We start from the raw sequence: 23,095 nt of genomic DNA, 5'->3' as shown, positions 1-23,095 counted from the left end.
CGCGAATCGCAACTCCTTGGCACAAAACGAAAGTCTCAAACCGTTACGTGTCCAACCCCACCGAAGTTGCGATTTTCGCAACCCCGCACTACCGTCACCGCCCATGGACGAAACAGACCAGCTGAGAGAACGGGTGCGCCAGCTGATCCAGTCCATGCCCGTCCCCCAGCGCGAGTTCGCCGCCGCCATCGGCCTGGACCAGACCAAGCTCTCCAAGGCCCTCAACGGCGCCCGCCGCTTCTCCCCGCACGAGCTGGTCCGCGTAGCTGAATACTCCGGCGTCACGGTGAACTGGCTGCTCAACGGCAGCGACGACGCCAAAACCGTCACCGCCGTCCCGGCCCCCGCGGCCGGAACCGCGAGCGACCCCGACGACCTGGCCCACTCCGAACCACGACGGCGGATCCTCGAAACCGCCTGGCAGCTCATCGCCGAGCGCGGCTACCACCGGGTCCGCATCGCCGACATCGCCCAGGCCTGCGGCACCAGCTCCGCGGCCATCCACTACCACTTCCCCACCAAAACCGAAGTCCTCGACGAAGCGTTGCGGCGCAACGTGAAGCTCGCTTTCGACCGGCAGGTCGCCGAGCTGCACGCGGTGCCCGGCGCGCACGACCGGCTGCTGAAGCTCGTCGAGCTCCAGCTGCCGACCGAGGGCCTGCTGCGCGCCGAATGGTCGGTGTGGCTGCAGGTCTGGAACGAGGTCGCGCTCGACCCGCGGCTGCGTTCCCTCTACACCGATTCCTACGACCGCTGGTACCAGACCATTCTCATGACCATCCGCACCGGCCAGGAGCAGGGCGTGTTCCGCCTGGCCGACCCCGAGGCCGCCACCGCCCAGCTCACCGCGCTGATCGACGGCCTCGGCATCCAGGTGCTGACCGGGCGTCCCGGCAGCACGGTGGGCGCGATGCGCGCGCACCTGAACGACTTCATCGACCGCTCGATCGTCCAAGGAGCCTGATGAACCACGAGGTCATCGTCACCTGCGCGCTCACCGGCGCGGGGGACACCACCGGCCGGAGCCCGCACGTCCCGGTCAGCCCGGCGCAGATCGCCGAGAGCGCCATCGAGGCCGCCAACGCCGGCGCGGCCGTGGTGCACATCCACGTGCGCGAACCCGAGACCGGCGCCCCGTCGCGGGACGTCGCGCTGTACCGCGAGGCGGTGCGGCTGGTCAAAGAGTCCGGGGTGGACGTCGTCGTCAACCTCACCGCGGGCATGGGCGGCGATCTCGTCATCGACGCCGAGGACCCGCTCAAGCCGGTCGACGGCACCGACCTGGTCAACGCGCACGACCGGCTCCCGCACGTCGAGGAGCTGCTGCCGGACATCTGCACGCTCGACTGCGGTTCGCTGAACTTCGGCGAGGGCAACCAGCTTTACGTGTCCACTCCGGACATGCTGCGCACCGGCGCGAAGCGGATCCAGGAGCTGGGCGTGAAGCCCGAACTGGAGATCTTCGACACCGGCAACCTGTGGTTCGCCACGAAGATGGTCGAGGAAGGCCTCATCGACCCGCCGCCGCTGTTCCAGCTGTGCATGGGCATTCCGTACGGCGCGCCGCCGGATCCCGGCCTGCTGCAGGCGATGGTGCACCTGCTGCCGGAAGGCGCGCAGTGGGCGTCGTTCGCCATCGGGCGCGACCAGATGCCGTGGGTCGCGCAGTCGGTGCTGCTGGGCGGGCACGTCCGGGTCGGGCTGGAGGACAACCTCTACCTGGCGCGCGGCGTCAAGGCCACCAACGGACAGCTCGTGGAACGCGCGGTCGACATCGTGCAGAAGCTCGGCGCGAACATCGCCACTCCCGGGCAGGCGCGGGAAATCCTCGGGCTGAAGGAGCGCGCCAATGCCTGAGGCCAACAAGTCCAACGAGGCCAACACTGTCGCCTGCATCGGGGCCGGGGTCATCGGCGGCGGCTGGGTCGCGCATTTCCTCGCCCAGGGCTTCGACGTCCGGGCCTGGGACCCAGCGCCGGACGCGGCGGAGAAGCTCGAACGGCTCGTCAACGCAGCCTGGCCAGCGCTCACTGAGCTGGGCCTCAAGCCTGGCGCGAGCCGCGACCGGCTGACCGTCACCGCGACGCTCGCGGAGGCCGTCGAGGGCGTGAGCTTCGTGCAGGAAAGCGCGCCGGAAGACTTGGCGCTCAAGCAGAAACTGCTCGCCGACATCGACGCCGTCACCGCGCCGGACGTCGTGATCGCCTCGTCCACGTCCGGTTACGGCATGACCGAAATGCAGGTCGCCGCGAAGACGCCGGAACGGCTCGTGGTCGGGCATCCGTTCAACCCGCCGTACCTGATCCCGCTGGTCGAGGTGGCGGGCGGAAAGCTCAGCGCGCCGTGGGCGGTCGAGCAGGCCGCCGCGTTCTACCGGCGCGTCGGCAAGTCCGTGATCACGATGGACCGCGAGGTGCCCGGGTTCATCGCGAACCGGCTCCAGGAAGCGCTGTGGCGGGAAGCCCTGCACATGGTCGCGAACGACGAGGCGACCGTCGAGCAGATCGACCTCGCGATCACCGACGGGCCCGGCCTGCGCTGGCCGATCCAGGGCCCGATGCTGACGTTCCACCTCGCCGGCGGCGAGGGCGGCATGGCGCACATGCTGGACCACTTCGGACCGTCGCTGAAGTCGCCGTGGACGCGCCTTGAAGCACCGGAACTCACCCCGGAACTGCGCGACGCCGTGGTCGCCGGCTGCGACGACGAGGCCGACGGGCGGACGATCGCCGACCTGATCGCCGAACGCGACCGGGCGGTCATCGCGATCCAGCGCGCGGTCGGGCAGGCCCGGCGTGGCTGAGTACCGCGACCGGGTCCGTCCAGAGTGGATCGACTACAACGGCCACCTCTCCGAGCCCTACTACGTGCTCGTCTTCGGCGACGCGACCACCGCGCTGATGGACATCGTCGGCCTCGGCCCCGGCTACCGCGAGAGAACCGGGGCGTCGCTGTACACCGTGGAGGCGCACGTGCGGTACCTGCGCGAAGTCGGCGCGGACGCCGAGCTGGCGGTGACGACCTCCGTGCTGTCAGTCGGCGCGAAAAAGGTGCGGCTGTGCCACGAAATGCGCGTCGGCGGCGAACTCGTCGCCACCGAAGAGCTGTTGTGCCTGCACGTTTCCGGTGGCCGCGCGACGCCGTTCCCGGCCGAGGTCGCCACCGCGCTCGACACGCACCTCGCCCCGGTCCCGGACTACGCGGGACGCGCCATCGCCTGATCCCCTCCCCCCACCGTGTCGTGAGTGGCAATGCCGGTTCTAACCGGCATTGCCACTCACGACACCCGCTCGAAAGTCACCCATGGAAGCCCGATGTAAACCGACCAACGTTTCCCGCCGCCGCATCCTCACCGCGGCCCTCGCCGGCGCCACGCTCGCCGGCACCGCTCCGCTCCTGGCCGCCTGCGGCTCCACCGTCGCCGCGGCCGTGCCGTCCGGCCCGCCCAAACGCGGCGGCGCCCTCCGGGTCGGCGTGACCGGCGGAGGCGCGTCCGACACGCTCGACCCGCACATCCCCGCCACGAACCCGGACATCGCCCGGGTGCTCAACCTCTACGAGCCGCTCCTGCTGCGCGATCACGACTACCGGCTCCAGATGCTGGTCGCCGAATCGCTGAAGCCCTCGCCGGACGCGCGCACCTGGACCGCCGTGCTGCGCTCGGGCATCCGCTTCCACGACGGCCGCCCGGTGACCCCGGCCGACGTCGTCGCGACCTTCCGCCGGATCACCGACCCGAAGGACCCGAAGAGCGGCGCGGCCGGGCTGACCATGCTCGGCGAGGTCGTCGCGACCGGCGACCGGACCGTCGAATTCCGCCTCACCGCGCCGAATTCCGGGTTCGACGACCTGCTCGGCCAGTACAGCCTCGGCATCGTCCCGGCCGACTTCGACGTCAAGCGCCCGATCGGCACCGGACCGTTCAAAATCGACTCGTTCACCGCGGGCCTGCAGAGCACCTTCGTGCGCAACGAGCACTACTGGCGGCCCGGCCAGCCGTATCTGGACCGGTTGTCGCTCATCAACTTCGCCGACGACGACGCCCGGATCAACGCCCTCCTCTCGTCCCAGGTGGACGCGATCGACCAGGTCCCGGTGGCGCTGGTGGACGTGCTCCGCAGCGACCCGCGCATCCAGGTGCTGCGGTCGGAAACCGGGACCTGGCTGCCGTTCACCATGCGCGTCGACCGGCCGCCGTTCGACGACGCCCGGGTGCGCCAGGCGCTGCGGCTGGTGGTCGACCGCGAGCAGATGATCAACCAGGTGCTCAGCGGGCAGGGCCGGGTCGGCAACGACCTGTACGCGCCCTTCGACCCGGCGTACAACCGGCAGCTGCCGCAGCGCAAGCAGAACATCGCCGAGGCGAAGCGGCTGCTCGCCGAAGCGGGCAAGCCGAACCTCGACATCGAACTGGTCACCGCGCCGATCCAGGCCGGCGCGGTCGAGGCTGCGCAGGTGTTCCAGCAGCAGGCCAAGGCCGCCGGCGTGAACGTGCGGATCCGGAAGATCGACACCACCACGTTCTACGGCGAGAACTACCTGTCCTGGGATTTCGCGCAGGACTTCTGGTACACGCGCAATTACCTGCCGCAGGTCGCGTCCGGCGCGCTGCCGAAAGCGCCGTACAACGAAACCCATTGGAACGACCCGGAATTCACCGATCTCGTCACGCGGGCGAGCGCCACTGTGGACGCGAAGGCGCGCGCGGAGCTGCTCCAGCGGGCGCAGCGGATCGAGTACGAACGCGGCGGGCTCATCGTGTGGGGCTTCGTCGACCAAGTCGACGCCTATCAGTCCTATGTGGCCGGACTCGTGCCGGACCGCACCGGGATTTCCCTGTCCGGGTACCAGTTCCGCCAGGTCTGGCTCGGCACGGCGGAAGGAGGCGCGGCATGACCCGGCTGATCCTCAAACGGCTTCTCGTGAGCCTCGTGGTGCTGTGGCTGGTCACCCTCCTGGTGTTCGTCGCGACGCTGCTGCTGCCGGGCGATCCGGCACGGGCCATCCTCGGCCAGCAGGCGACTCCGGAGCGGATCGCCGCGCTGCAGCACCAGCTGCACCTCGACGAACCGGTCTGGCAGCGCTACCTCTCGTGGCTCGGCGGCCTGTTCACCGGCGACCTCGGCACCTCGACGTCGACCCAGGGCCCGGTCACGACGCTGCTGGCGGACCGGGTGTCGGCCTCGCTCGTGCTGCTCGTGCTCGCCGCGGTGATCGCCACCCCGCTCGGGCTCGCGCTCGGCACGTGGAGCGCGATGCGCCGCGGCCGGGCCGGCGACCAGGTGGTGTCCGGGATCAGCCTGGTGATCGCCGCGCTGCCGGAGTTCGTGATCGGCGTGGCGCTCATCGTTCTCTTCGCGACCACGGTGTTCCGTGTCCTGCCTTCAGTGACGCTCACGCCACCCGGCGAAGCGGTATGGGCCCAACCGAGCCAGCTAGTCCTGCCAGTGCTCACCCTCGTACTCGTCGTCACGCCGTACATCACGCGGATGATGCGCGCGACGATGAACGAGGTCCTCGATTCCGGCTACGTCGAAATGGCACGGCTCAAGGGAATGCGCGAGCGGACGGTGCTGCTGCGGCACGCGCTGCCGCACGCGGTCGGCCCGGTCGCGCAGGTCGTCGCGATCCAGCTGGCCTGGCTGGCCGGCGGCGTCGTGGTGGTCGAATTCCTGTTCCGCTACCCCGGCATCGGCCAGGCGCTGATCGACGCGGTCGGCAAGCGCGACGTCGCCGTCGTCCAGGCTGTGACGCTGCTGATCGCCGCGGTCTACATCGTGGTGAACCTGCTGGCCGACGTCATCGGCATCCTCGCCGATCCCAAGCTCCGGACGGAGGCAGTGCGATGACCGCGGTCGAAGAAGAGCAGATGGTGCCCGCCGCCCCGGAGACCCCGCCGCGCCCGGCCGGGCTGATCCGGGCCGCTTGGGCGTTCCCGCAGGCCAAAGTCGGCACCGTGCTGGCCGGGGTCGTCATTCTCGTGGCCCTGCTCGGCCCGTGGCTCGGCCCGATCATCACCGGGCACACGACGACGGACTTCGCCGGAAAACCGTTCAAACCGGACGGGCTCATGGGCACCGACGGCCTCGGCCGCGACGTCCTCACGCGCTTCCTGGCGGGCGGCACCACTCTGCTGCTCTACGCGGTGCTCGCCACCGCGCTCGGCATCGTGCTGGGCGCGCTGCTCGGGATGGTCGCCGGGTACGGCGGCGGCTGGCTGGACGGCCTGCTGATGCGCGGCAACGACGTGCTGCTGTCGTTCCCGCAGCTGGTCATCGCGCTGCTGGCGATCGCGGTGATCGGCCCGAAGGGCTGGCTGCTGGTGCTGGTCATCGGGCTGACGCACGCGCCGCGGACCGCACGGGTCGCGCGGCAGGCCACGGTTTCGGTGCGCAACCACGACTACATCCGCGCGGCCGAGATGTACGCCGTCCCGCGCAGCCGGATCCTGCTGCGCGAGATCCTGCCGAACATCACCGGCCCGCTGATGGTGGAGCTGGGGCTGCGGCTGACCTACTCGATCGGCTACATCGCCTCGCTGTCGTTCCTCGGCCTCGGCATCCAGCCGCCCGCCGCGGACTGGGGGCTGATGATCAACGAGAACCGGATCGCGCTCGTCGTGCAGCCGTGGGGCGTGCTGCTCCCGGTGGTCGCGATCGCGGTGCTGGCCGTCGGCACGAACCTCGTCGCCGACTCGCTCGCCTCGGCCGCGGCCGGGCGGACCCGGGAGGTGCGCGCATGACGAAAGCGCTGGAGGTGACCGGGCTGGCCGTGCGCACGGCGGCAGGCCGTCCGGTGCTGCATTCGGTGTCCTACGAGATCGCGCCCGGCGAAGTGCTCGCGCTCGTCGGGGAATCCGGCTCCGGGAAGACGACCGCCGGGCTGGCCGCGCTCGGCCACTTCCGCCGCGGCCTGGTGTCCGGCGGCGGTCAGGTGATACTGCATCCCCGCGACGGCGAACCGGTCGACGTGCTGGCCCTCGACGACGCCGCGCGCCGCCAGTTGCGGGGCAGCGCCGTCGCGTACATCCCGCAGGACCCTGCGCTGTCGCTGAACCCGGCGCTGCGGGTCGGCAGGCAGATCGCCGAAGTGCTGGAAACGCACGGCTACGCCGGGTCCGCCGACGAACGGGTCGCCGAGGTGCTCGCCGAGGTCGGATTGCCGTCCGACGAGGCCTACCAGCGGCGTTACCCGCATCAGCTGTCCGGCGGGCAGCAGCAGCGGGTCGGCATCGCGATGGCGTTCGCGTGCCGCCCGAGCGTGGTCGTGCTGGACGAGCCGACCACCGGGCTGGACGTGAAGACGCAGGCGCTGGTGCTGGAAACGGTCCGGCAGCTGACGTCCGAGCACGGTGTCGCGGCGCTCTACATCACGCACGACCTCGCCGTGGTGGCGCAGCTCGCCGACCGCGTAGCCGTGATGTACCAAGGGAATCTCGTCGAGTGCGGCATCGCCGACGACGTGCTGCGGCGACCGAAGCACGCGTACACGAAGCGGCTTCTCGCTGCTGTGCCTGACCTCGGCGCGGAGCCGGCCACGGCTCCCCCGCCGGACGACGCCGTGCTGGCCGCCCGCGACATCCGGATGTCGTACGGGCACCACCAGGTGCTGCGCGGCATCGACCTCGCCGTAACGCGCGGGGAAAGCGTGATGCTGCTCGGCGAGTCCGGCTCCGGGAAAACCACGCTGTCGCAGTGCATCGCCGGGCTCAACCGCGGCTTCACCGGCACCGTCGCGCTCGAAGGCACTCCGCTGGCTCCGGCCGCCCGGCAGCGCAGCACCGACGAGCTGCGCCGGATCCAGTACGTCTTCCAGAGCCCGTTTTCGTCGCTGAACCCGCGCAAGACGATCGCCCAGTCGATCGAGGTCCCGTTGGTGCGCTTGACTTCCCTCTCCCGCACCGAACGCCGCCAGCGGGTCGCCGAGACGCTGGACCGGGTCCGGCTGCGGCAGGACCTCGCGAACCGGCTGCCGGACCAGCTCAGCGGCGGCGAACGCCAGCGCGCCGCGATCGCCCGCGCGCTCGTGACCACGCCGGACGTCCTGGTCTGCGACGAGGTCACCTCGGCGCTGGACGTGTCCGTGCAGGCCACCATCGTGGAGCTGCTCGGCGAACTCCGCCGGGAACTCGGGATGGCGATGCTGTTCGTGACGCACAACATCGCCCTCGCCCCGGAGGTCGCGGACCGGATCGCCGTCCTGCGCGGCGGCGAGATTGTCGAGGAGGGCGCCGTCGAATCGGTCCTGAAGTCGCCGTCGCACGAGTACACCAGCGAACTGCTCGCTACGACCCCGAGGCTGTGAGGAGCCGATCATGACAATCCACGGTGCAGTAAAGCCGGGTTACGAGGGCGTGCGGGAAGCGTTCGGCGACATCGTCGAGGCGGCCACCGGCGGGGCCGCGTTCAGCGTGTTCCGCGACGGCGCACCGGTGGTGGAGCTGTGGGGCGGCTCGGCCGCGGACGGCGTTCCGTGGACCGAGGACACCCGGGCCGTGCTGTTCAGCGGCACGAAGGGCGTCGTCGCGACCGTGCTGGCGATCCTGACCGCGCGGGGCCTGCTCGACCCGGACGAGCGAGTCGCCCGCTACTGGCCGGAGTTCGCCGAGGCAGGCAAGGAAGACGTCCCGGTCTCGCAGCTGCTGTCGCACACCGTCGGACTCCCCTACGTCGAGCCCGACCTGCCGATGCTCGACAACGCGGCGAACGCCAGCGCCCTCGCCGCCCAGCGTCCACTATGGACACCCGGCACGAAGGTCGCCTATCACGCGCTCACCTACGGCTACCTCGCCACCGAACTGGCACGGCGCGTCACCGGCGCGGATCTGGGTGTGCACGTGCGAGACCTGCTCGCCGACCCGTATGGCCTCGACCTGCGGCTCGGCACCCCGCCCACGATCCCGGTCGCCACCCTGCGCCGCGCCCCCGGCTACCGGATCAGCACCTTCCTGCAAGACGAGGAACGCCGCCGGATCGTCGAACGGATGTACCGCGGCCTGCTCGATTCCGGTGACTCGATGAACTCGCCGGAGTACCGCGGCGCGACGCTCGCGGCAGGCGGCGCGGTCGGCACCGCGACCGCCATGGCCCGCCTGTACGACCTGGTGCGCGTAGGCAAACTCGTCCCGGACGACATCCTCGCCCAGGCGACCCGCACCTGGTCCGAGGGCATCGACGCGATCAACGACCGCCCGCTCCGCTTCGGCCTCGGCTACGAACTGGCCGACCCGATCGGCACCTACGGCCCCGCCGACGCCGACCCGGCCGCCTTCGGCCACTCCGGCGCCGGCGGCGGCCGCCATGGCGCATGGCCGACGCGGGGGCTGTCGTTCTCCTTCGTGACGAACGAACTCCAGGCCGAGGACGTCGACCACCGGGCTTCCTCGCTGCTGGCGGCGCTGCACGAGGCCGCCTGACCTACCGTGGGCCCATGCGGATCGTGTCCCTGCTGCCCGCCGCCACCGACCTCGTCGCCATCCTCGGCAAGGCGAGCGACCTCGTCGGGCGCACCCACGAATGCGACTGGCCCGCCGAGGTCGCGTCGGTGCCGGTGGTGACCGCGGCGGACCTCGACTCCGACGCGCTGACCAGCCGCGAAATCTCCGCCGTATCGGCCCACCAGGGATCGTCGCTCTACTCGGTCGACGTCGGCCGGCTGGCCGCACTCGCGCCCGATCTCGTGCTCACCCAAGACTTGTGCGAGGTCTGCGCGGTGTCCTACACCCGCGTCGCGGCGGCGGTGCGGATGCTGGACGCCGGACCGCGCGTGCTCAGCCTCGAACCGCGCACCCTCGACGAAGTCCTCGGCTGCCTGACCACGCTCGGCGACGCACTGGGCGTGCCAGACGTCGCCGCTGCCCGCGTCGCCGAACTCCATTCGCGGCTCGCCGCCGTCCGCAGCCAGGTCGCCGGACGTCCGCGACCCCGCGTCGTCGCACTGGAATGGCTCGACCCGCTCTGGCCCGCCGGGCACTGGGTACCCGAGCAGATCTCCGCCGCGGGCGGTATGCCGCTGCTCGCCGAACCGGGCGAGCACACCAAGCCGATGACCTGGGACGCGGTCGTCGCCGCCCGCCCGGACGTCCTGCTCGTCCTCCCCTGCGGCTTCTCGCCGGACCGCACCGAGGCCGAACTCGACGTCCTCACGTCCCGGCCAGGCTGGGCCGACCTGCCCGCCGTCCGCGACGGCCGGGTCTGGGTGCTCGACGGCCCCGCGTACTTCAACCGCCCCGGCCCCCGCGTCGTTCGCGGCACTGAGATCCTCGCCACTGTTCTCCACGACGTTCCCGCCCAGCCGCCGGTCGGCCACGCGAAAGCCCGGCCCGTCTGAGCGCTCCTGCCTGCGCGTTCTCTTCGGCATGGGGGGTCGTGAGTGGCAATCCCGGTTCTAACCGGCAACGCCACTCACGACCCCGCCCGGGAAGCCGAACGCCCCCCTTCGTGTTGTCCCTCAAGCAGGACCGGCACGAAATGGGGGCGTCGCATGGCACTTCCCGAACGGCACGCGGCGGACTATCCGGCGCACCGGCTGGCCGTCGATCTCCCGATCGCCGCCCTCCTCATCGCCTCCTTGGCGCACTTCATCCGCGACGCCCCCGCCGACGGCGTGATCTTCTTCGCCGCCGCGATCCTCCTCGTCTTCACCGAACGCCACCGCATCAGCACGGACCCCCTCCTCGTGCCGTCCACGCCGCTGCCCGGCGCTCCGCTCATCGCCGCCGCCGCGCTGGTGGCGCTCGTGTTCGGCCGCCAGACCGTGCCGATGTTCCTCACCGTCGCCGCGATCGGCGTCGGCGCGCTGGTCGTGGAGTGGCGGGACCCCTCGCTCCCCTCGCGGCCCGTCCCCCGGCGCGGCTGGCTGTGGGTGGCGCTGGCGATCTCCTGGTGTCTCTGGGAACTGATCTCCTTCATCTACGAACAGGCCGCGGGCGGGCTATCCCTGACGCATCCGACGATGAGCGACCTCGTCGACCCGATGCTCGACAACCGCGTCGTGCAGGCCCTCGCGATCGGCGTCTGGGTCGCGGCCGGACTGGCGATGCTGCGCGCGGCCGCGGCGGCGAGGATGACGGCATGAGCAGCCGCCTGATCACCGAAATCGGCTTCGGCGCGATCGTGGCCGCTGCCCTCCTGCTGTGGCTCGGCAGCCACCTGTTCCCGAAGAAGATCCCGTCGCTGACCAGCGTGCTCTCTGCGCTGATGCGCAAGCGGTCCACGCGGATCGCGCTCGTGCTGGCCTGGTGGTGGGTCGGCTGGCACTTCTTCGTGCAGAGCTAACCGACACGGATAATCATCGATTATTTCTGCTATGGTCGATGATATGAACGAACGTCTCGAGGTCTCCCGGATCGTCCCCGCCCCCGCCGGCGCCGTCTTCGCGGTCCTCACCGACCCGCAAGGCCACGTCGACATCGACGCGTCCGGAATGCTCATGGACGCCGAGGGCGAGCCGGTTGCCCAGGCCGGCGACCGGTTCGTGGTCCACATGGACCGGGAAGCGCTCGGCGACCGGCCGCTGGGCAAGTACGACGTCGAGGTCGTCATCACGAAGCTGGTCCCGGACGAGGAGATCGCCTGGACCGTCGAGGGCAACATCCGGCCGCACGTCCGGCACATCTACGGGTACCGGCTCGAACCCGCCGAGGACGGCACGCGCGTCACGTCCTACTACGACTGGTCGGAACTCCCCGAGGAGTGGAAGCAGCGCCTGACCTTCCCGGTGGTCCCCGAATCCGCGCTCAAGGCCACGCTCGGCATCCTGGAGCGCACCGTCCGCCGCCGCGCCGCCAGCTAGCGATACCGCAACGCGGTGGGTTTGCCCTGCTCCGCCAGATACTGCTCGAAGGTGACCTTTCCGTCGGCATGATCCGGTGTCAGATTCGCGCCGGCCGCGTAACCCCGGGCGATCCGCCCCGGCACCGGCACGGTGACGAGCCGCTTCGGTTTCCCCGACGCGGCGAGCAGGGCACGCGCGAGGTCTGCCGTCGTCCGCACCTCCGGTCCGCCGAAGTCCGCGGCCCGTCCCTGCGGTTCGCCTTGCGCCAGCTCGATCAGCCGCGCCGCGACGTCGCGCACGTCAACGGGCTGGAAGCGGAACTTCGGCACCGGCACCACTGGCAACCGCGCGGCACCGGCAAGCAGGCTCCGCACCAGGGCGTGGAACTGCGTCGCGCGCAGGATCGTGTGCGGCAGCCCGGAACCCGCGATCAGCTTCTCCGCGGCCAGCTTCGCCCGGTAGTACCCCAGCGGGATCTTGTCGACGCCGACGATCGACACGTACACCAGATGCGGCGCCTGCCCGCTCCACCGCGCGGCTTCCACCAGCATGCGCACCGTCTCGACCTCGTGCCGGTAGTCCGTCGCGCAGTGGAGCACCGTACTGACGCCGGCGACCGCGACGTCGATGCCCCGCCCGGTCCGCAGATCCCCGGCCGTCCACTCGACCCCCTCGCTGGCGCACCGCTTCCGGCTCAGCGCCCGCACCGGGGCCGCCTCGGCCCGGAGCCGTTCCACGACCACCCGGCCCAGCTGACCGGTCCCGCCGGTGACGAGGATCTGCTCGGCCACGTCGTCCTCCCGCTGCCGCGCCGCCCGGGCTCAGGCGGCTCTCGCCCGCCATCCTGGCACGGCGCGCGCCGCGCGGGTCAAAACTTCGAACGCCACCGCACGGTCGGCTCGTTCGCGCTGTCCCGGCGCGGCGTGTCCTTCCGCAGCAGCACCGACAGCCGCCCGTACGCGGTGATCAGCTCCGAGTTCGCCTCATTGCCCCGGCCCGCGCGGGCGTAGTCGAACGCCTGCCGCAACGCCGCCAGCGCGGCCGGTTCGGCGGTCGCGAGCAGCCCCTCCGCCTCGGAAACGGTTTCGGCGAGCCCGTCGAGCATGACCTGGGTTTCCGGCCGTCCGGGCGCGACAGTCAGCACCGGCGACAGCACGCGCAACTGGTGGTGCAGCCGGTACAGCACGGCTAGCGGATCGCCTTCCCCAGCACTGTCCATCGTGGCATCCTCCGCTCCGTCGCCGGGGAGACGCGGCGGAGACTCCCCCATGACGCCAGGCGCCCGAATGACTTCGCTCAGGTGTCTTCCGCCTCCAACCCGTCCCGGTCGGCCCACTCCAGCAACGGCTCGAGCGAGTACGCCGTGTCGTCGATGCCCGCGTGCAGGTCGCCGAGTTCGGCGAACCGCGCGGGCACGGTCGCGATCGTGCAGTCGCGCGGATCGACGTCGTCGACCTCGTCCCAGCGGATCGGCGTGGACACCAGCGCCTCCGGCACGCCGCGCACCGAGTAGGCGCTGGCGATCGTGTGGTCCCGGGCGTTCTGGTTGTAGTCCACGAAGAGCTTCTTCGGGTCGCGGTCCTTGCGCCACCAGGTGGTGGTGACCTCCTCCGGCGCCCGCCGCTCGACCTCGCGCGCGAACGCCAGCGCCGCGCGGCGGACGTCCGCGAACCCCCAGCGAGGTTCGATCCGGACGTAGACGTGCATCCCGCTGCCGCCGGACGTCTTCGGCCAGCCCCGGATGTCCAACTCGGCGAGGACCTCCTCGGCGACGCGCGCGACCCGGCGCACGGTGTCGAACCCGCACTCAGGCATCGGGTCGAGGTCGATCCGCCATTCGTCCGGCCGCTCGGTGTCCGCCCTACGCGAATTCCAGGGATGGAACTCCACAGTGGACATCTGGACCGCCCACGCCACGTGCGCCAGCTCCGTCACGCACAGCTCGTCCGCGTGCCGGTTGTACCGCGGGAACTGCACCCGCACCGTCTCCAGCCACGGCGGCGCGCCGTTCGGCACCCGCTTCTGGTGCACCTTCTCCCCGGACACGCCGGACGGGAAGCGGTGCAGCATGCACGGGCGCTCCCGCAGCGCGCGCACGATCCCGTCGCCGACGGACAGGTAGTAGCGGACGAGGTCGAGCTTGGTCTCGCCGCGCGCCGGGAAGTAGACCCGGTCCGGGTTGGACACCCGGACCGTCCGGTCCCCCACCTCAAGCTCGACGGCCTCGCCCTTCGCCATGGAACCGACCGTATCCGGAAACCGGCCGGCGCGTCAGCGGTCGAACGGCACGAGGGTGAAGTGCCCGACGCCCTTGGCCGCGGAATAGACCGTCCACTGGTCCGGACCATGGCCGGGACCCGGGTCGTAGAGCAGCCGGTAGTCCGGTTTCCGCAGCGGCAGGCGCTTGAACCAGTGGTAGTTGATCCGCAGGATCGTCTTGCTGACGAACCCGTCCTCGGCGAGCCGCTTGTTCACGATCATCGTGACCTGGCTGCGGTCGGAGAAGACGTCGAGGATCTGGCAGTCGCAGTAGTACGCCAGGGTGCCGATCTCGCCCGGCCCGGCCACCGACTTGCCCTGCAGCCGCGCGCCGAGCTCCTTGCCGACCCGCGCGTAGTCGGTCGAACTCGCCCAGTTGCCGAAGATGACCGGCGACGGCCACGGCACGCCCTGGGCGAGGTCCACGCCCACGTTGGCGAGCGCGACCGCGCCGCCGAGGCCGAGCGCGACGAGCGGCGGGACGCGGCTGAGCTTCGGCTGCTTCTTGGTCTCGGCGTGCCAGACGCCGATCATCAGGACCGCGAACGAGGCCGTGCTGACGATCGGGGTGACGTAGTACCAGTGGTACGGGCCGACGCCGAGCGTCGAGTACACGATGTAGTAGATGACGCCGCCCGCGCCGAGCGCGACGACCGGGGCCAGCTGCGGGAAGTCGTCCCACCGGCGGGCGAAGCGCAGCGCGAGCCAGCCGAGCAGCACGGTCACGCCGACGAGCGCCGAGGCGAAGGCGACCATCACGGTGAACGGCAGGTACAGGAAGTACATCATCGGGCCGCTGAAGTAGCCCCAGGCGCCGAAGAGGCCTTCCTGGTCCTGCTTGATCACCAGCGTGTCGGGGATGAACGACCCGAGCGCGAACCAGCTCGTGAGGAACCACGGCGCGGACACGATCACGGCGGTGGCGACGGCGGTCCAGAACTTCTTCCGGATCGCCGCGGTGGAGAAGGCGATCACGATCACGAACACGACGAGGTCGAGCCGGGTCAGCACGGTCAGCGCGGCGACCGCGCCGAACAGCACCGGCCGCTTCTCCAGCGCGGCCACCACGAGCCACAGCAGGACGGTCGGGACGAGCAGCACCTCGAGGCCGGTGGCCGACAGCAGGAACGGGTTGGCGATCACCAGCAGCAGGCCCAGCGCGCCGACCCACGGCGACAGGCCGAAGCGGCGGGTCAGCCGCGCCCACGCCCAGCCGATCGCGGCGCTGCTCAGCACGGTGAGCGCGCCGAGCGCCAGCACCGGGTGCGCCGAGCCGCTGATCCGGGTGACGAAGGTCAGGAACCCGAGCAGCAGGACGTCGAGCGGCGAGGTCGCGGAGTTCGCGACCGAACCCGGGACGAGCGCCCATTCTCCGTGCAACGCGAGATTCTTCGCGTAGGACAGGGTGATGTACCCGTCGTCGGTGAGGCTCCCGCGCACGAGCAGGAACGAGAGCAGGCCGAGCACCGCGGCGGCCAGGGGCAGCCAAGCGGCGAGGCGGGACCGGACCGGGACGCGCGCGCTGGCGCTGTCCGGGCCCTCCGAAGTCGTGAGCACAGATTCATCCACCGACATGATCCCGGAACAGTAGAGGGTGTCCGACAAGGCGATGCTAACGGGCTGGCCGAAACGTGGCTGCCGCCGCACCGGCTTGTCCGGCCGTACCGGTTTCGCAACGGTTTCCCGTCGCGCGGCCGAATTTCCCGCGGTTTCACGCCAGCGCGTGACGCCCGTCCGCCCGGTCGGCTCCCTGGTCCAGGATCCGGGTCGCCACGCGGGTGATCGCGGCGTCCAGTTCGGACCTGTCCCCGGTGCCCCAGTCTCCGAGGCGTTCGGCGATCCAGTCGTGCCACGCGCGGACGAGCTTGTCCCATTCGCGTTCCCCGTCCGCGGTGAGCGACCAGGTGTCTCGGGCGTAGTTCAGGTGCCCGGTCAGTTCCAGCCGCGCGAAGGCCGGTTCGAGCACCTGCGCCGGGACGCCGTGGTCCTCCCCGATCGCTTCCAGCGTCGCCGGCCGCCCGGCCCGCTGCCGGAGCCGCACCTGCAGGACGCACCACAATCCGCCGACGTCCAGTTCCGAACCGGCCCGCGCGACGATCGCGGGCGCGGCTTTGCGGCGTTCCCGGAAAAGCAGCGTCGCGATGGCCCGTTCGAGTTCGCGGTCGTGTTCGTGCGCCTCCGGCATCGCGAATCCGTCGCCGAGATCCGGCGCGGCCGCACGGGCGGTGTCGCGCAAGGGCATTTCCTTGAGGAAGAACGCGAGCACGAATGCGACCAAGCCGACCGGAGCGGCATAAAGGAACACGATGTGCAGCGATTCGGCGTACGCGCCGATCACCGGTTCCGAAATCGTCGCGGGCAGCTGATGCAAGGCCATCGGCACCTGGACGGCCTTCGGATCGACGCCCGGCGGCAGCGGATGTTCGGCGAGCGCCTTGGCGAGATTCGGGCCGAGCTGGTTCGCGTAAATGGTGCCGAAGATGGCCGCGCCGAACGAACTGCCGATGGAACGCAAGAAGGTCACCCCGGACGTCGCGACGCCGAGGTCCTTGTAGTCCACGGTGTTCTGCACCGCGATGGTGAGCACCTGCATGCCGAGCCCGATCCCCAGGCCGAGCACCGCCATGTAGAGCGCGGACTCCCAGAACCCGGTGTGCGAGCCGAGCCGGGACAGCAGATACAGCCCGACCGTCATCACGGCGGACCCGACGAGCGGGTAGATCTTGTACTTCCCGGTGCGGCTCACCAGCGTGCCGGACAGGATCGAGGCGACCAGCAGGGCGAGCACCATCGGCAGCAGCCGCACGCCGGACGAGGTCGCCGAGACGCCCTGGACGTACTGCATGTACGTGGGCAGATAGGACAGCGCGCCGAGCATCGCGAACCCGACGACGAAGCTCATGATCCCGGCGACGGTGAACACCGGGTTGCGGAACAGCCGCATCGGCAGCATCGGCTCCGGCGCGCGCAGTTCGACCGCGACGAACGCGCCGAGCAGTACGACCGAGCCCGCGGCCATGCCGATGATCACCGGCGAACCCCACGCGTAGGTGGTGCCGCCCCAGCTCGTGACCAGCGTCAGCCCGGTGGCGGCGAGGCCGATCAGCAGGATGCCGAGGTAGTCGATCACCGGCTTGACCGCGGCGCGCGCGCTCGGCATCGCCGACGCGGCGACCGCGAGCACCACCACGGCGAGCGGGATGTTGACGTAGAACGCCCAGCGCCAGGACAGGTGGTCGACGAACAGCCCGCCCAGCATCGGCCCGGCCACCGTGACGACGCCGAACACCGAACCGAGCGCGCCCTGGTACTTGCCGCGCTCGCGCAGCGGGACGACGTCGGCGATCAGCGCGGTCGAGGTGACCATGAGCCCGCCGCCGCCGAGGCCCTGCACCGCGCGCCAGACGATCAGCCAGGTCATGCTGTCGGCGAACCCGCAGAAGAACGAGCCGATGCCGAACACGACCACGGACAGCTGGAACATCAGCTTGCGGCCGAAGAGGTCGCCGAGCTTGCCGACGACGACCGTCATGATCGTCTCGGCCAGCAGGTACGCGGTGACGACCCACGACAGGTGCCCGGCCCCGCCGAGGTCGCCGACGATGGTGGGCAGCGCGGTCCCGACGATGGTCTGGTCCAGCGCGGCGAGCAGCATGCCGAGCATGACCGCGCCGAACACCGCGTGGATCTTGCGCCGGGACAGCGCCGCCGGCGCCGGTTCCTCCCGGGTCTCCTCCGCCGTGGCCGTCATCGGCTCCTCCTCGCGCGCCCGTGCCGGGCCGCTCCCGGCGCGTCCACGTAAGCACCTCGGTCCACTGTGGAATAGCCGCCCGGCCGCAGCGTCGCCCGTTCCGGTGACGCCTTGCGCCTTCGGGACCCGATACCCTTGCGGACACCCCCGCCTACCCGAAAGACTCCGGCCGGACCGTCCACCGTGGACATTCCCGCTGCTCCAGCGCGATTTCCGGATTTCAAACGGGTTCTGCCCGATTTGGCCGGTTCCTCCACGGTGATCTGTAGCACACCTTAAGTCCAGCCTAGGTGTGCTGCGTCACCCGGTCCGGTACCGCTAGCGTCACGCAACCATGGAATCCACAGTGGTCGCCAAAGAGGGCGACAACTACACGAAAGCACTCGGCAATCGCCAAGTGCAGATGATCGCGATCGGCGGGGCGATCGGGGTCGGGCTCTTCCTCGGCGCGGGCGGGCGGCTCCACGAAGCGGGGCCGTCGCTGGTTCTTTCCTACGCGCTGTGCGGCATCGCGGCCTACTTCGTGATGCGGGCGCTCGGCGAACTCGTCATGCACCGGCCCAGCTCCGGCAGTTTCGTCACCTACGCCCGGGAGTTCATCGGGCCGTGGGCCGGCTTCGTGTCCGGCTGGATGTACTGGCTGAACTGGGCGATGACCGGGATCGCGGAGATCACCGCGGTCGCGATCTACGTGCACAAGTGGCTGCCGGACGTGCCGCAGTGGATCACCGCGCTCATCGCGCTCGGCGTGCTCATCACGGTCAACCTGCTGAGCGTGAAGCTGTTCGGGGAACTCGAGTTCTGGTTCTCCGTCGTGAAGGTGCTCGCGATCGTCGTGTTCCTGGTGACCGCGCTCGGGCTCGTCTTCACCGGCGCGAACATCGGCGGCACCACCGCGGGCGTGCACAACCTGACCAACCACGGCGGGTTCTTCCCGGCCGGCGTCGGCATCGCGCTCATGACGCTGCAGGCGGTCGTGTTCGCGTACTCCGCGATCGAGGTCGTCGGCATCGCGGCGGGCGAGACCAAGGACGCGCGCAAGGTGCTGCCGAAGGCGATCAACGGCGTCGTGTGGCGGATCGGCGTCTTCTACGTCGGTTCGGTGCTGCTGCTGGCGATGCTGCTGCCGTGGCCGTTCTACAACGGCGGCGAAAGCCCGTTCGTCACAGTGTTCTCGCGGCTGGGCATCGGCGGCATCGGCGACGTGATGAACGCCGTCGTCCTGACCGCGGCACTGTCCTCGTGCAACTCGGGTCTTTACTCGACCGGCCGCATCCTCCGCGCGCTCGCCGACGAGGGCGAAGCGCCGAAGTTCGTCGGCAAGATGAACTCGCGGCACGTGCCGTACGGCGGCATCCTCTTCACGTCCGTGGCCTACGTGCTCGGCGTGGTGCTGAACTACATCGTGCCGTCGAAGGCGTTCGACATCGCCACCGCGATCGCCTCGCTCGGCGTGGTCGCGACCTGGGCGACCCTGGTGTTCTCCCAGATGCGCATGCGCCAGGCGTCCCTGCGCGGCGAACTGGAGCGGCCGAGCTACCGCATGCCCGGCGCGCCGTACACCGGCTGGGCGACACTCGGATTCCTCGTGCTGGTCGTGGTGCTGATGGGATTCTCCGACGGAGCCGAGAAGATCGCGTTCTACTCGATCCCGGCGATCGTCGTGGTGCTCGCCGTCGGCTGGCGGCTGGTGTCCCGCAAACGGCAGGCGCGCACCGGCGCCTGAGCGGATCCCGCGTTCCCCCATCCCGCGAACGCGGCACGCCGGCCCGGCCGGTCCTTCCGGTACCACCGGAGGGACCGGCCGGGTTTTTCGTTCACCACAAAGGAAAATCGACCCTGTGCTCCGCCTCCGGCCGCGGCCCGAAGATGCGGCGTTCGGCCTCCTCGATGCGCCGGTCGTTGATCGACGCCTCGCGCCGGCTCATCAGCCCGTTCTCGGCGAACTCCCACAGCTCGTTGCCGTAGCTGCGCCACCACTGCCCGTCCGCGTCGCGGCTCTCGTACTGGAACCGGACCGCGATGCGGTTCTCGCGGAACCCCCACAGTCCCTTGCGCAGCGCGTAATCCCGCTCGTGCTCCCACTTCGCGGCGAGAAACTCGACGATCGCGGCGCGGCCGACGACATGCGTATCCCGGTTGCGCCACACGGAATCCGGCGTATACGCGAGCGAAACCTTCTCCGGGTCCCGAGTGTTCCACGCGTCCTCGGCGGCCTGGACCTTCTTCAGCGCGGCGGACAGGTCGAACGGCGGGAACGGCGGCCGTGCTTCGGTCATGATTACGGTCCTTTCAGTTGATGAGCGCGGGATTGCGCGGGTAAGGCGCGTGCGCGAGCTGCCGCGCCACCGGACGGCCGGACACGACGCGCTCCACGGCGAACCGGACGATCCGGCCGGTGTAGCCGTCGTCGCCCGTGCGGCCGGCTTCGCCCCATTCGATCGCGGCGGTGCCGGAGACCTGCAGGATCCGGCCGCTGGCGAAGTCCGGGAAGAGCAGCGCGGCCTCCGGGTCCACGGCGAGGTTGCCGAGGCTGTTGAACAGGTTGTTGCCGGGGTAATCGGGCCACCACAGCGCATTTCCCTCGACCCGGACGAACCCGGGCGCGCCGCCGCGATGGGAAGCGTCCGCGCCGTGTTCCGGGTTGATAGTGCCGAGGAAGAACGTGTCGGCCGTGGTGACCAATTCGGTGTCCGCCGAACTCAGTTCCGCGCGCTTTTCTGCTGGCGCTCTCGATGCTGATTCCTCGGACAGCACACGCTGCTGGATGTACTGCGGACAGTTGCCGTAAGCCTGCTCGACCTCCACGATGAGGTGGTCTTTCGCCGCGGTAGTGAGGCTTCCGTTGATCCGGACCCGGCGGCGGGTCGCGAACTCGATGCTGGTCATCCCGAGCTGCTGCCCGGCCGGGAGACCATGCAGCGGATCGCCCTCCGGGATGCCGCGATGGACCGCGAGTGTCGTTGCCGACCTGGTTTCGAGGAACCCGGGCGGGCCGGCGATCGGCGACGTCCACAGCCGCCCGTCCGCGTCCCGGCCGGTCACGACGAGAAACGTCCGCTCGGCCAGAAACCCCGCCATCCCCGCGGAAAGCCCGGCGGGCTCGGCCATCCGCGACAGCCGCGCGGCCTGCCGTTCGACCCCCGCCTCGCGCTGGACCGCCAGCTCGCCCGGGTGGAAACCCGCGGCGGCCGCCGGTGTCGAAGCCGTGTTCACGACACCTCCTTTCTCACGGGTTGTGCAGTCATGTTCCGTGAGAAGTTGTAGCAGCCGCTTCTCACGGATGCAACCCGTTCCATCCGTGATACGGTCTCAGCCATGTGGATGCTCCCGGACGAGGTCGTGCCGGTCCGCCTGATGGCGACCGTCTGGGCCGACACCAGCGGGCTCCACGACGACCTCCGGACTCGCGAAAACCTCGACGCCTGGCTCGACGCCGTCGGCCTTGGCTCCTGCCAGTCGTCCGCCGCAGAACTCGCGCTGGCGCAACGGCTTCGCGACGCCGTCCGCCGACTAGCCGCGCAAGTGACCGCCGACGACCGGCAGACCGCGACCGTCTCGCTGGACGCCGCCCTCGGCGACCTGAACGACCTCGTGACCCACCTGCCGGTCCCCCAATTGACCCTGGTTTCCGGGGAATTGCGGGAAACGTCCGCGCATGACGCCTCCGCAGTCGTCACCGGATTAGCCCGCGTGGCACGGGAATCGATCGCGCTGCTGGGCGGCCCGGACGCGGCGAAACTGCGCGCCTGTTACGCACCCGGCTGCGTGCTCTACTTCATGAAAACGCATCCGCGCCGCGAATGGTGCTCCGTCGCCTGCGGAAACCGAGCGCGCGCCGCGCGGCATTACGAGAAGATCCGATCGACACGCTGACGGTTCAGCCCAACAGCCCCACCGCCGTTTCCGCCGCCCGCTCGAAGACGTTCTCCGCCACCCGCATTCCCGCCATCACCACGGCACCCTCGTGCAGCAACATGATCTGCTCGGCCGTCTTCGCAGGGTCCGGAACGCCAGCCGACTCGGCCAGTTCGACAAAGACGCCGAGCATCCACCGCTTGCTCTCGGTCAGCACCGCGTACGCCGGATGCGCGGGGTCGCTGATCTCCGCGTGCGCGTTGATCATGCTGCAGCCCTTGCCGCCGTACTTCTTCGCCCAGGCCTCGGACGCGGCGAAGACCTGGGCGACCCGATCCCCCGGGTCCGGCCCGGCCTTTTCCATCCACCCGTCCAGAAACTCCCGCCACCGCGCGTCCCGGGCGGACAAATACTCCACGACCAGCCGGTCTTTCGAGCCGAACCGGTCGTAGAGCGTCTTCTTGGTGACCCCCGCGCGGGCCGCGATCACGTCGACGCCGACCGCGTGGATCCCGCGCTCGTAGAACAGTTCCGACGCGGCCGCCAGCACCGCGTGCGCCTTGGGCGTCCAGTCGATCGTCATGGCCCCAGCGTATACCGATCTGTATAGTCCGGTGCCATGAGTAAACCGATCGGTATAGCCGGGCTCGCGGTCCTGTTCGTGACGTGCTGGTCGTCGGGCTTCATCGGCGCGAAACTCGGTGCGGCGGACGCGGCGGTGCCGACCGTCCTGATGTGGCGGTTCCTGCCGCTGGCCCTGCTGCTCGCTCCGTTCCTGCGCCCGCGCGGGACGCCGGCTCGCGAGTTCGGCCGGCACGTGCTGATCGGCCTGCTGTCGCAGTCGGGCTATCTGCTGACCGTGTACTGGGCGATCGGCGAAGGCGTCAGCACCGGCACGACCGCGCTCATCGACGGCGTGCAACCGCTGGTGGCCGCCGCACTCGCCGGCCCGCTGCTCGGCGCCGCCGCGACCGGACGGCAATGGGCCGGGCTCGCGCTGGGCCTGGTCGGCGTGGTCGTGGTCAGCTGGTCGGACGCCGCGTCGCATGCCCCGGCGTGGGCGTACCTGATCCCGTTCGCCGGCATGCTCGGGCTGGTCGCCTCGACGGTGCTCGAACGCCGGGCCCGTGTCCCCGCTCCCCCGTTGCGCGCGCTGGCCATCCACTGCGGCACTTCAGCCGTCGTGTTCACCGCGCTCGCACTGGCGACCGGGACCGCGGTGCCTCCCGCGTCCGGCCACTTCTGGTTCGCCCTGACCTGGCTGATCGTCCTGGCGACCTTCGGCGGCTACGGCCTGTACTGGCTCCTCGTCGACCGCATCGGCGTGACCGCGGTGAACAGCCTCATGTTCCTCATCGCGCCGGTCACCTCGGTGTGGGGCACCCTGCTGTTCGGCGAGCCCTTCACCGTGCTGACCGGCGTGGGCCTCGGCCTCGCCCTCGTCGCGGCCGT

Annotated in this window: 23 protein-coding genes and 1 pseudogene; 16 read left to right on the top strand and 8 right to left on the bottom strand. The window is 70.3% G+C overall.

Features of this window, described 5'->3' with window-relative positions; genetic code table 11:
• The first annotated feature begins 103 nt into the window (after nt 1-103).
• The 13 genes from ACFSVL_RS32790 (at nt 104) to ACFSVL_RS32730 (ending at nt 11,793) form a co-directional block, all read left to right on the top strand.
• Nucleotides 104-964 (top strand): TetR family transcriptional regulator C-terminal domain-containing protein, encoded by an 861-nt coding sequence (locus ACFSVL_RS32790; protein ID WP_378309699.1) that lies wholly within the window; start codon nt 104-106, stop codon nt 962-964.
• On the top strand, nt 964-1,857 hold the full coding sequence (locus ACFSVL_RS32785; RefSeq protein ID WP_378309696.1) for a BKACE family enzyme: 894 nt from the start codon (nt 964-966) through the stop codon (nt 1,855-1,857). Before ACFSVL_RS32790 ends, ACFSVL_RS32785 begins: the two co-directional genes overlap by 1 nt.
• Nucleotides 1,850-2,803: a 3-hydroxyacyl-CoA dehydrogenase NAD-binding domain-containing protein gene (locus tag ACFSVL_RS32780; protein ID WP_378309694.1), complete on the top strand. Its 954-nt coding sequence runs from the start codon at nt 1,850-1,852 to the stop codon at nt 2,801-2,803. The genes ACFSVL_RS32785 and ACFSVL_RS32780 overlap by 8 nt, the downstream gene beginning before the upstream one ends.
• Nucleotides 2,796-3,221, top strand: a complete 426-nt coding sequence (locus ACFSVL_RS32775; RefSeq protein ID WP_378309692.1) for a thioesterase family protein — start codon at nt 2,796-2,798, stop codon at nt 3,219-3,221. The genes ACFSVL_RS32780 and ACFSVL_RS32775 overlap by 8 nt, the downstream gene beginning before the upstream one ends.
• 82 nt (nt 3,222-3,303) lie before the next feature.
• Complete coding sequence (locus ACFSVL_RS32770) at nt 3,304-4,896, top strand: ABC transporter substrate-binding protein (RefSeq protein WP_378309690.1); 1,593 nt, start codon at nt 3,304-3,306, stop codon at nt 4,894-4,896.
• Nucleotides 4,893-5,849: an ABC transporter permease gene (locus ACFSVL_RS32765; RefSeq protein WP_378309688.1), complete on the top strand. Its 957-nt coding sequence runs from the start codon at nt 4,893-4,895 to the stop codon at nt 5,847-5,849. Before ACFSVL_RS32770 ends, ACFSVL_RS32765 begins: the two co-directional genes overlap by 4 nt.
• Nucleotides 5,846-6,742, top strand: a complete 897-nt coding sequence (locus ACFSVL_RS32760) for an ABC transporter permease (RefSeq protein WP_378309686.1) — start codon at nt 5,846-5,848, stop codon at nt 6,740-6,742. Before ACFSVL_RS32765 ends, ACFSVL_RS32760 begins: the two co-directional genes overlap by 4 nt.
• On the top strand, nt 6,739-8,304 hold the full coding sequence (locus ACFSVL_RS32755) for an ATP-binding cassette domain-containing protein (RefSeq protein WP_378309685.1): 1,566 nt from the start codon (nt 6,739-6,741) through the stop codon (nt 8,302-8,304). The genes ACFSVL_RS32760 and ACFSVL_RS32755 overlap by 4 nt, the downstream gene beginning before the upstream one ends.
• A 10-nt stretch (nt 8,305-8,314) precedes the next feature.
• On the top strand, nt 8,315-9,415 hold the full coding sequence (locus ACFSVL_RS32750) for a serine hydrolase domain-containing protein (protein WP_378309683.1): 1,101 nt from the start codon (nt 8,315-8,317) through the stop codon (nt 9,413-9,415).
• A gap of 14 nt (nt 9,416-9,429) precedes the next feature.
• The gene (locus ACFSVL_RS32745; protein ID WP_378309682.1) at nt 9,430-10,329 is read left to right on the top strand and encodes a cobalamin-binding protein; all 900 of its coding nucleotides are present in this window, start codon (nt 9,430-9,432) and stop codon (nt 10,327-10,329) included.
• Between the two features lie 153 nt (nt 10,330-10,482).
• Entirely contained in the window at nt 10,483-11,076 is a 594-nt protein-coding gene (locus ACFSVL_RS32740) for a hypothetical protein (protein WP_378309680.1), read from the top strand.
• A complete protein-coding gene (locus tag ACFSVL_RS32735) occupies nt 11,073-11,276 on the top strand; it encodes a DUF6186 family protein (protein WP_378309678.1) in 204 nt (67 codons plus the stop codon). Before ACFSVL_RS32740 ends, ACFSVL_RS32735 begins: the two co-directional genes overlap by 4 nt.
• A gap of 43 nt (nt 11,277-11,319) precedes the next feature.
• The gene (locus ACFSVL_RS32730; protein ID WP_378309676.1) at nt 11,320-11,793 is read left to right on the top strand and encodes an SRPBCC family protein; all 474 of its coding nucleotides are present in this window, start codon (nt 11,320-11,322) and stop codon (nt 11,791-11,793) included.
• On the opposite strand, the gene ACFSVL_RS32725 is transcribed toward ACFSVL_RS32730, so the two are convergent.
• The 5 genes from ACFSVL_RS32725 to ACFSVL_RS32705 all read right to left on the bottom strand — a co-directional run bounded on the left by ACFSVL_RS32725 (nt 11,790) and on the right by ACFSVL_RS32705 (nt 17,785).
• Nucleotides 11,790-12,566: an SDR family oxidoreductase gene (locus ACFSVL_RS32725; RefSeq protein WP_378309674.1), complete on the bottom strand. Its 777-nt coding sequence runs from the start codon at nt 12,564-12,566 to the stop codon at nt 11,790-11,792. The two genes, ACFSVL_RS32730 and ACFSVL_RS32725, sit on opposite strands and share 4 nt — an antisense overlap.
• A gap of 77 nt (nt 12,567-12,643) precedes the next feature.
• Nucleotides 12,644-12,994 (bottom strand): hypothetical protein, encoded by a 351-nt coding sequence (locus tag ACFSVL_RS32720; RefSeq protein WP_378309672.1) that lies wholly within the window; start codon nt 12,992-12,994, stop codon nt 12,644-12,646.
• Between the two features lie 77 nt (nt 12,995-13,071).
• Nucleotides 13,072-14,013 carry a non-homologous end-joining DNA ligase gene (gene ligD, locus ACFSVL_RS32715; RefSeq protein ID WP_378309670.1) on the bottom strand — a complete coding sequence of 314 codons (942 nt, stop codon included), beginning with the start codon at nt 14,011-14,013 and terminating at the stop codon, nt 13,072-13,074.
• A gap of 33 nt (nt 14,014-14,046) precedes the next feature.
• A complete protein-coding gene (locus ACFSVL_RS32710) occupies nt 14,047-15,591 on the bottom strand; it encodes a hypothetical protein (protein ID WP_378309668.1) in 1,545 nt (514 codons plus the stop codon).
• 154 nt (nt 15,592-15,745) lie between these two features.
• Entirely contained in the window at nt 15,746-17,785 is a 2,040-nt protein-coding gene (locus tag ACFSVL_RS32705; protein ID WP_378309666.1) for an MDR family MFS transporter, read from the bottom strand.
• A 334-nt stretch (nt 17,786-18,119) separates the two neighbouring features.
• Between ACFSVL_RS32705 and ACFSVL_RS32700 the strand changes: the two genes are divergently transcribed.
• Nucleotides 18,120-19,511 carry an amino acid permease gene (locus ACFSVL_RS32700; protein ID WP_378309664.1) on the top strand — a complete coding sequence of 464 codons (1,392 nt, stop codon included), beginning with the start codon at nt 18,120-18,122 and terminating at the stop codon, nt 19,509-19,511.
• 91 nt (nt 19,512-19,602) lie between these two features.
• On the opposite strand, the gene ACFSVL_RS32695 is transcribed toward ACFSVL_RS32700, so the two are convergent.
• On the bottom strand, nt 19,603-20,064 hold the full coding sequence (locus ACFSVL_RS32695; protein WP_378309662.1) for a nuclear transport factor 2 family protein: 462 nt from the start codon (nt 20,062-20,064) through the stop codon (nt 19,603-19,605).
• A 13-nt stretch (nt 20,065-20,077) separates the two neighbouring features.
• Nucleotides 20,078-21,001: a pyridoxamine 5'-phosphate oxidase family protein gene (locus tag ACFSVL_RS32690; RefSeq protein ID WP_378309660.1), complete on the bottom strand. Its 924-nt coding sequence runs from the start codon at nt 20,999-21,001 to the stop codon at nt 20,078-20,080.
• 102 nt (nt 21,002-21,103) lie between these two features.
• On the opposite strand from ACFSVL_RS32690, the gene ACFSVL_RS32685 reads away from it, so the two are divergent.
• A complete protein-coding gene (locus ACFSVL_RS32685) occupies nt 21,104-21,661 on the top strand; it encodes a CGNR zinc finger domain-containing protein (RefSeq protein WP_378309658.1) in 558 nt (185 codons plus the stop codon).
• A gap of 4 nt (nt 21,662-21,665) precedes the next feature.
• Here ACFSVL_RS32685 and ACFSVL_RS32680 read toward each other — a convergent pair whose 3' ends face one another.
• Complete coding sequence (locus ACFSVL_RS32680) at nt 21,666-22,226, bottom strand: TetR/AcrR family transcriptional regulator (protein ID WP_378309656.1); 561 nt, start codon at nt 22,224-22,226, stop codon at nt 21,666-21,668.
• Nucleotides 22,227-22,262: 36 nt separating this feature from the next.
• Between ACFSVL_RS32680 and ACFSVL_RS32675 the strand changes: the two are divergent.
• Nucleotides 22,263-23,093: pseudogene (locus ACFSVL_RS32675) on the top strand (DMT family transporter); the annotation flags it as partial.
• Nucleotides 23,094-23,095 lie beyond the last annotated feature (2 nt).

The sequence above is a fragment of the Amycolatopsis silviterrae genome (genome assembly GCF_042684085.1).
Lineage (GTDB): Bacteria > Actinomycetota > Actinomycetes > Mycobacteriales > Pseudonocardiaceae > Amycolatopsis > Amycolatopsis silviterrae.
The sequence above is the reverse complement of the archived record's forward strand: the minus strand, read 5'-3'. Positions and strand labels throughout refer to the sequence as shown.

What these genes read in the sequence shown, in the direction of transcription:
- ACFSVL_RS32790 (WP_378309699.1), top strand. Translation starts at nt 104, where the DNA reads ATGGACGAAACAGACCAGCTGAGAGAACGGGTGCGCCAGCTGATCCAG.
- ACFSVL_RS32785 (WP_378309696.1), top strand. Translation starts at nt 964, where the DNA reads ATGAACCACGAGGTCATCGTCACCTGCGCGCTCACCGGCGCGGGGGAC.
- ACFSVL_RS32780 (WP_378309694.1), top strand. Translation starts at nt 1,850, where the DNA reads ATGCCTGAGGCCAACAAGTCCAACGAGGCCAACACTGTCGCCTGCATC.
- ACFSVL_RS32770 (WP_378309690.1), top strand. Translation starts at nt 3,304, where the DNA reads ATGGAAGCCCGATGTAAACCGACCAACGTTTCCCGCCGCCGCATCCTC.
- ACFSVL_RS32765 (WP_378309688.1), top strand. Translation starts at nt 4,893, where the DNA reads ATGACCCGGCTGATCCTCAAACGGCTTCTCGTGAGCCTCGTGGTGCTG.
- ACFSVL_RS32760 (WP_378309686.1), top strand. Translation starts at nt 5,846, where the DNA reads ATGACCGCGGTCGAAGAAGAGCAGATGGTGCCCGCCGCCCCGGAGACC.
- ACFSVL_RS32755 (WP_378309685.1), top strand. Translation starts at nt 6,739, where the DNA reads ATGACGAAAGCGCTGGAGGTGACCGGGCTGGCCGTGCGCACGGCGGCA.
- ACFSVL_RS32750 (WP_378309683.1), top strand. Translation starts at nt 8,315, where the DNA reads ATGACAATCCACGGTGCAGTAAAGCCGGGTTACGAGGGCGTGCGGGAA.
- ACFSVL_RS32745 (WP_378309682.1), top strand. Translation starts at nt 9,430, where the DNA reads ATGCGGATCGTGTCCCTGCTGCCCGCCGCCACCGACCTCGTCGCCATC.
- ACFSVL_RS32740 (WP_378309680.1), top strand. Translation starts at nt 10,483, where the DNA reads ATGGCACTTCCCGAACGGCACGCGGCGGACTATCCGGCGCACCGGCTG.
- ACFSVL_RS32735 (WP_378309678.1), top strand. Translation starts at nt 11,073, where the DNA reads ATGAGCAGCCGCCTGATCACCGAAATCGGCTTCGGCGCGATCGTGGCC.
- ACFSVL_RS32730 (WP_378309676.1), top strand. Translation starts at nt 11,320, where the DNA reads ATGAACGAACGTCTCGAGGTCTCCCGGATCGTCCCCGCCCCCGCCGGC.
- ACFSVL_RS32720 (WP_378309672.1), bottom strand. Translation starts at nt 12,994, where the DNA reads ATGGACAGTGCTGGGGAAGGCGATCCGCTAGCCGTGCTGTACCGGCTG.
- ligD (WP_378309670.1), bottom strand. Translation starts at nt 14,013, where the DNA reads ATGGCGAAGGGCGAGGCCGTCGAGCTTGAGGTGGGGGACCGGACGGTC.
- ACFSVL_RS32705 (WP_378309666.1), bottom strand. Translation starts at nt 17,785, where the DNA reads ATGACGGCCACGGCGGAGGAGACCCGGGAGGAACCGGCGCCGGCGGCG.
- ACFSVL_RS32700 (WP_378309664.1), top strand. Translation starts at nt 18,120, where the DNA reads ATGGAATCCACAGTGGTCGCCAAAGAGGGCGACAACTACACGAAAGCA.
- ACFSVL_RS32695 (WP_378309662.1), bottom strand. Translation starts at nt 20,064, where the DNA reads ATGACCGAAGCACGGCCGCCGTTCCCGCCGTTCGACCTGTCCGCCGCG.
- ACFSVL_RS32685 (WP_378309658.1), top strand. Translation starts at nt 21,104, where the DNA reads ATGTGGATGCTCCCGGACGAGGTCGTGCCGGTCCGCCTGATGGCGACC.
- ACFSVL_RS32680 (WP_378309656.1), bottom strand. Translation starts at nt 22,226, where the DNA reads ATGACGATCGACTGGACGCCCAAGGCGCACGCGGTGCTGGCGGCCGCG.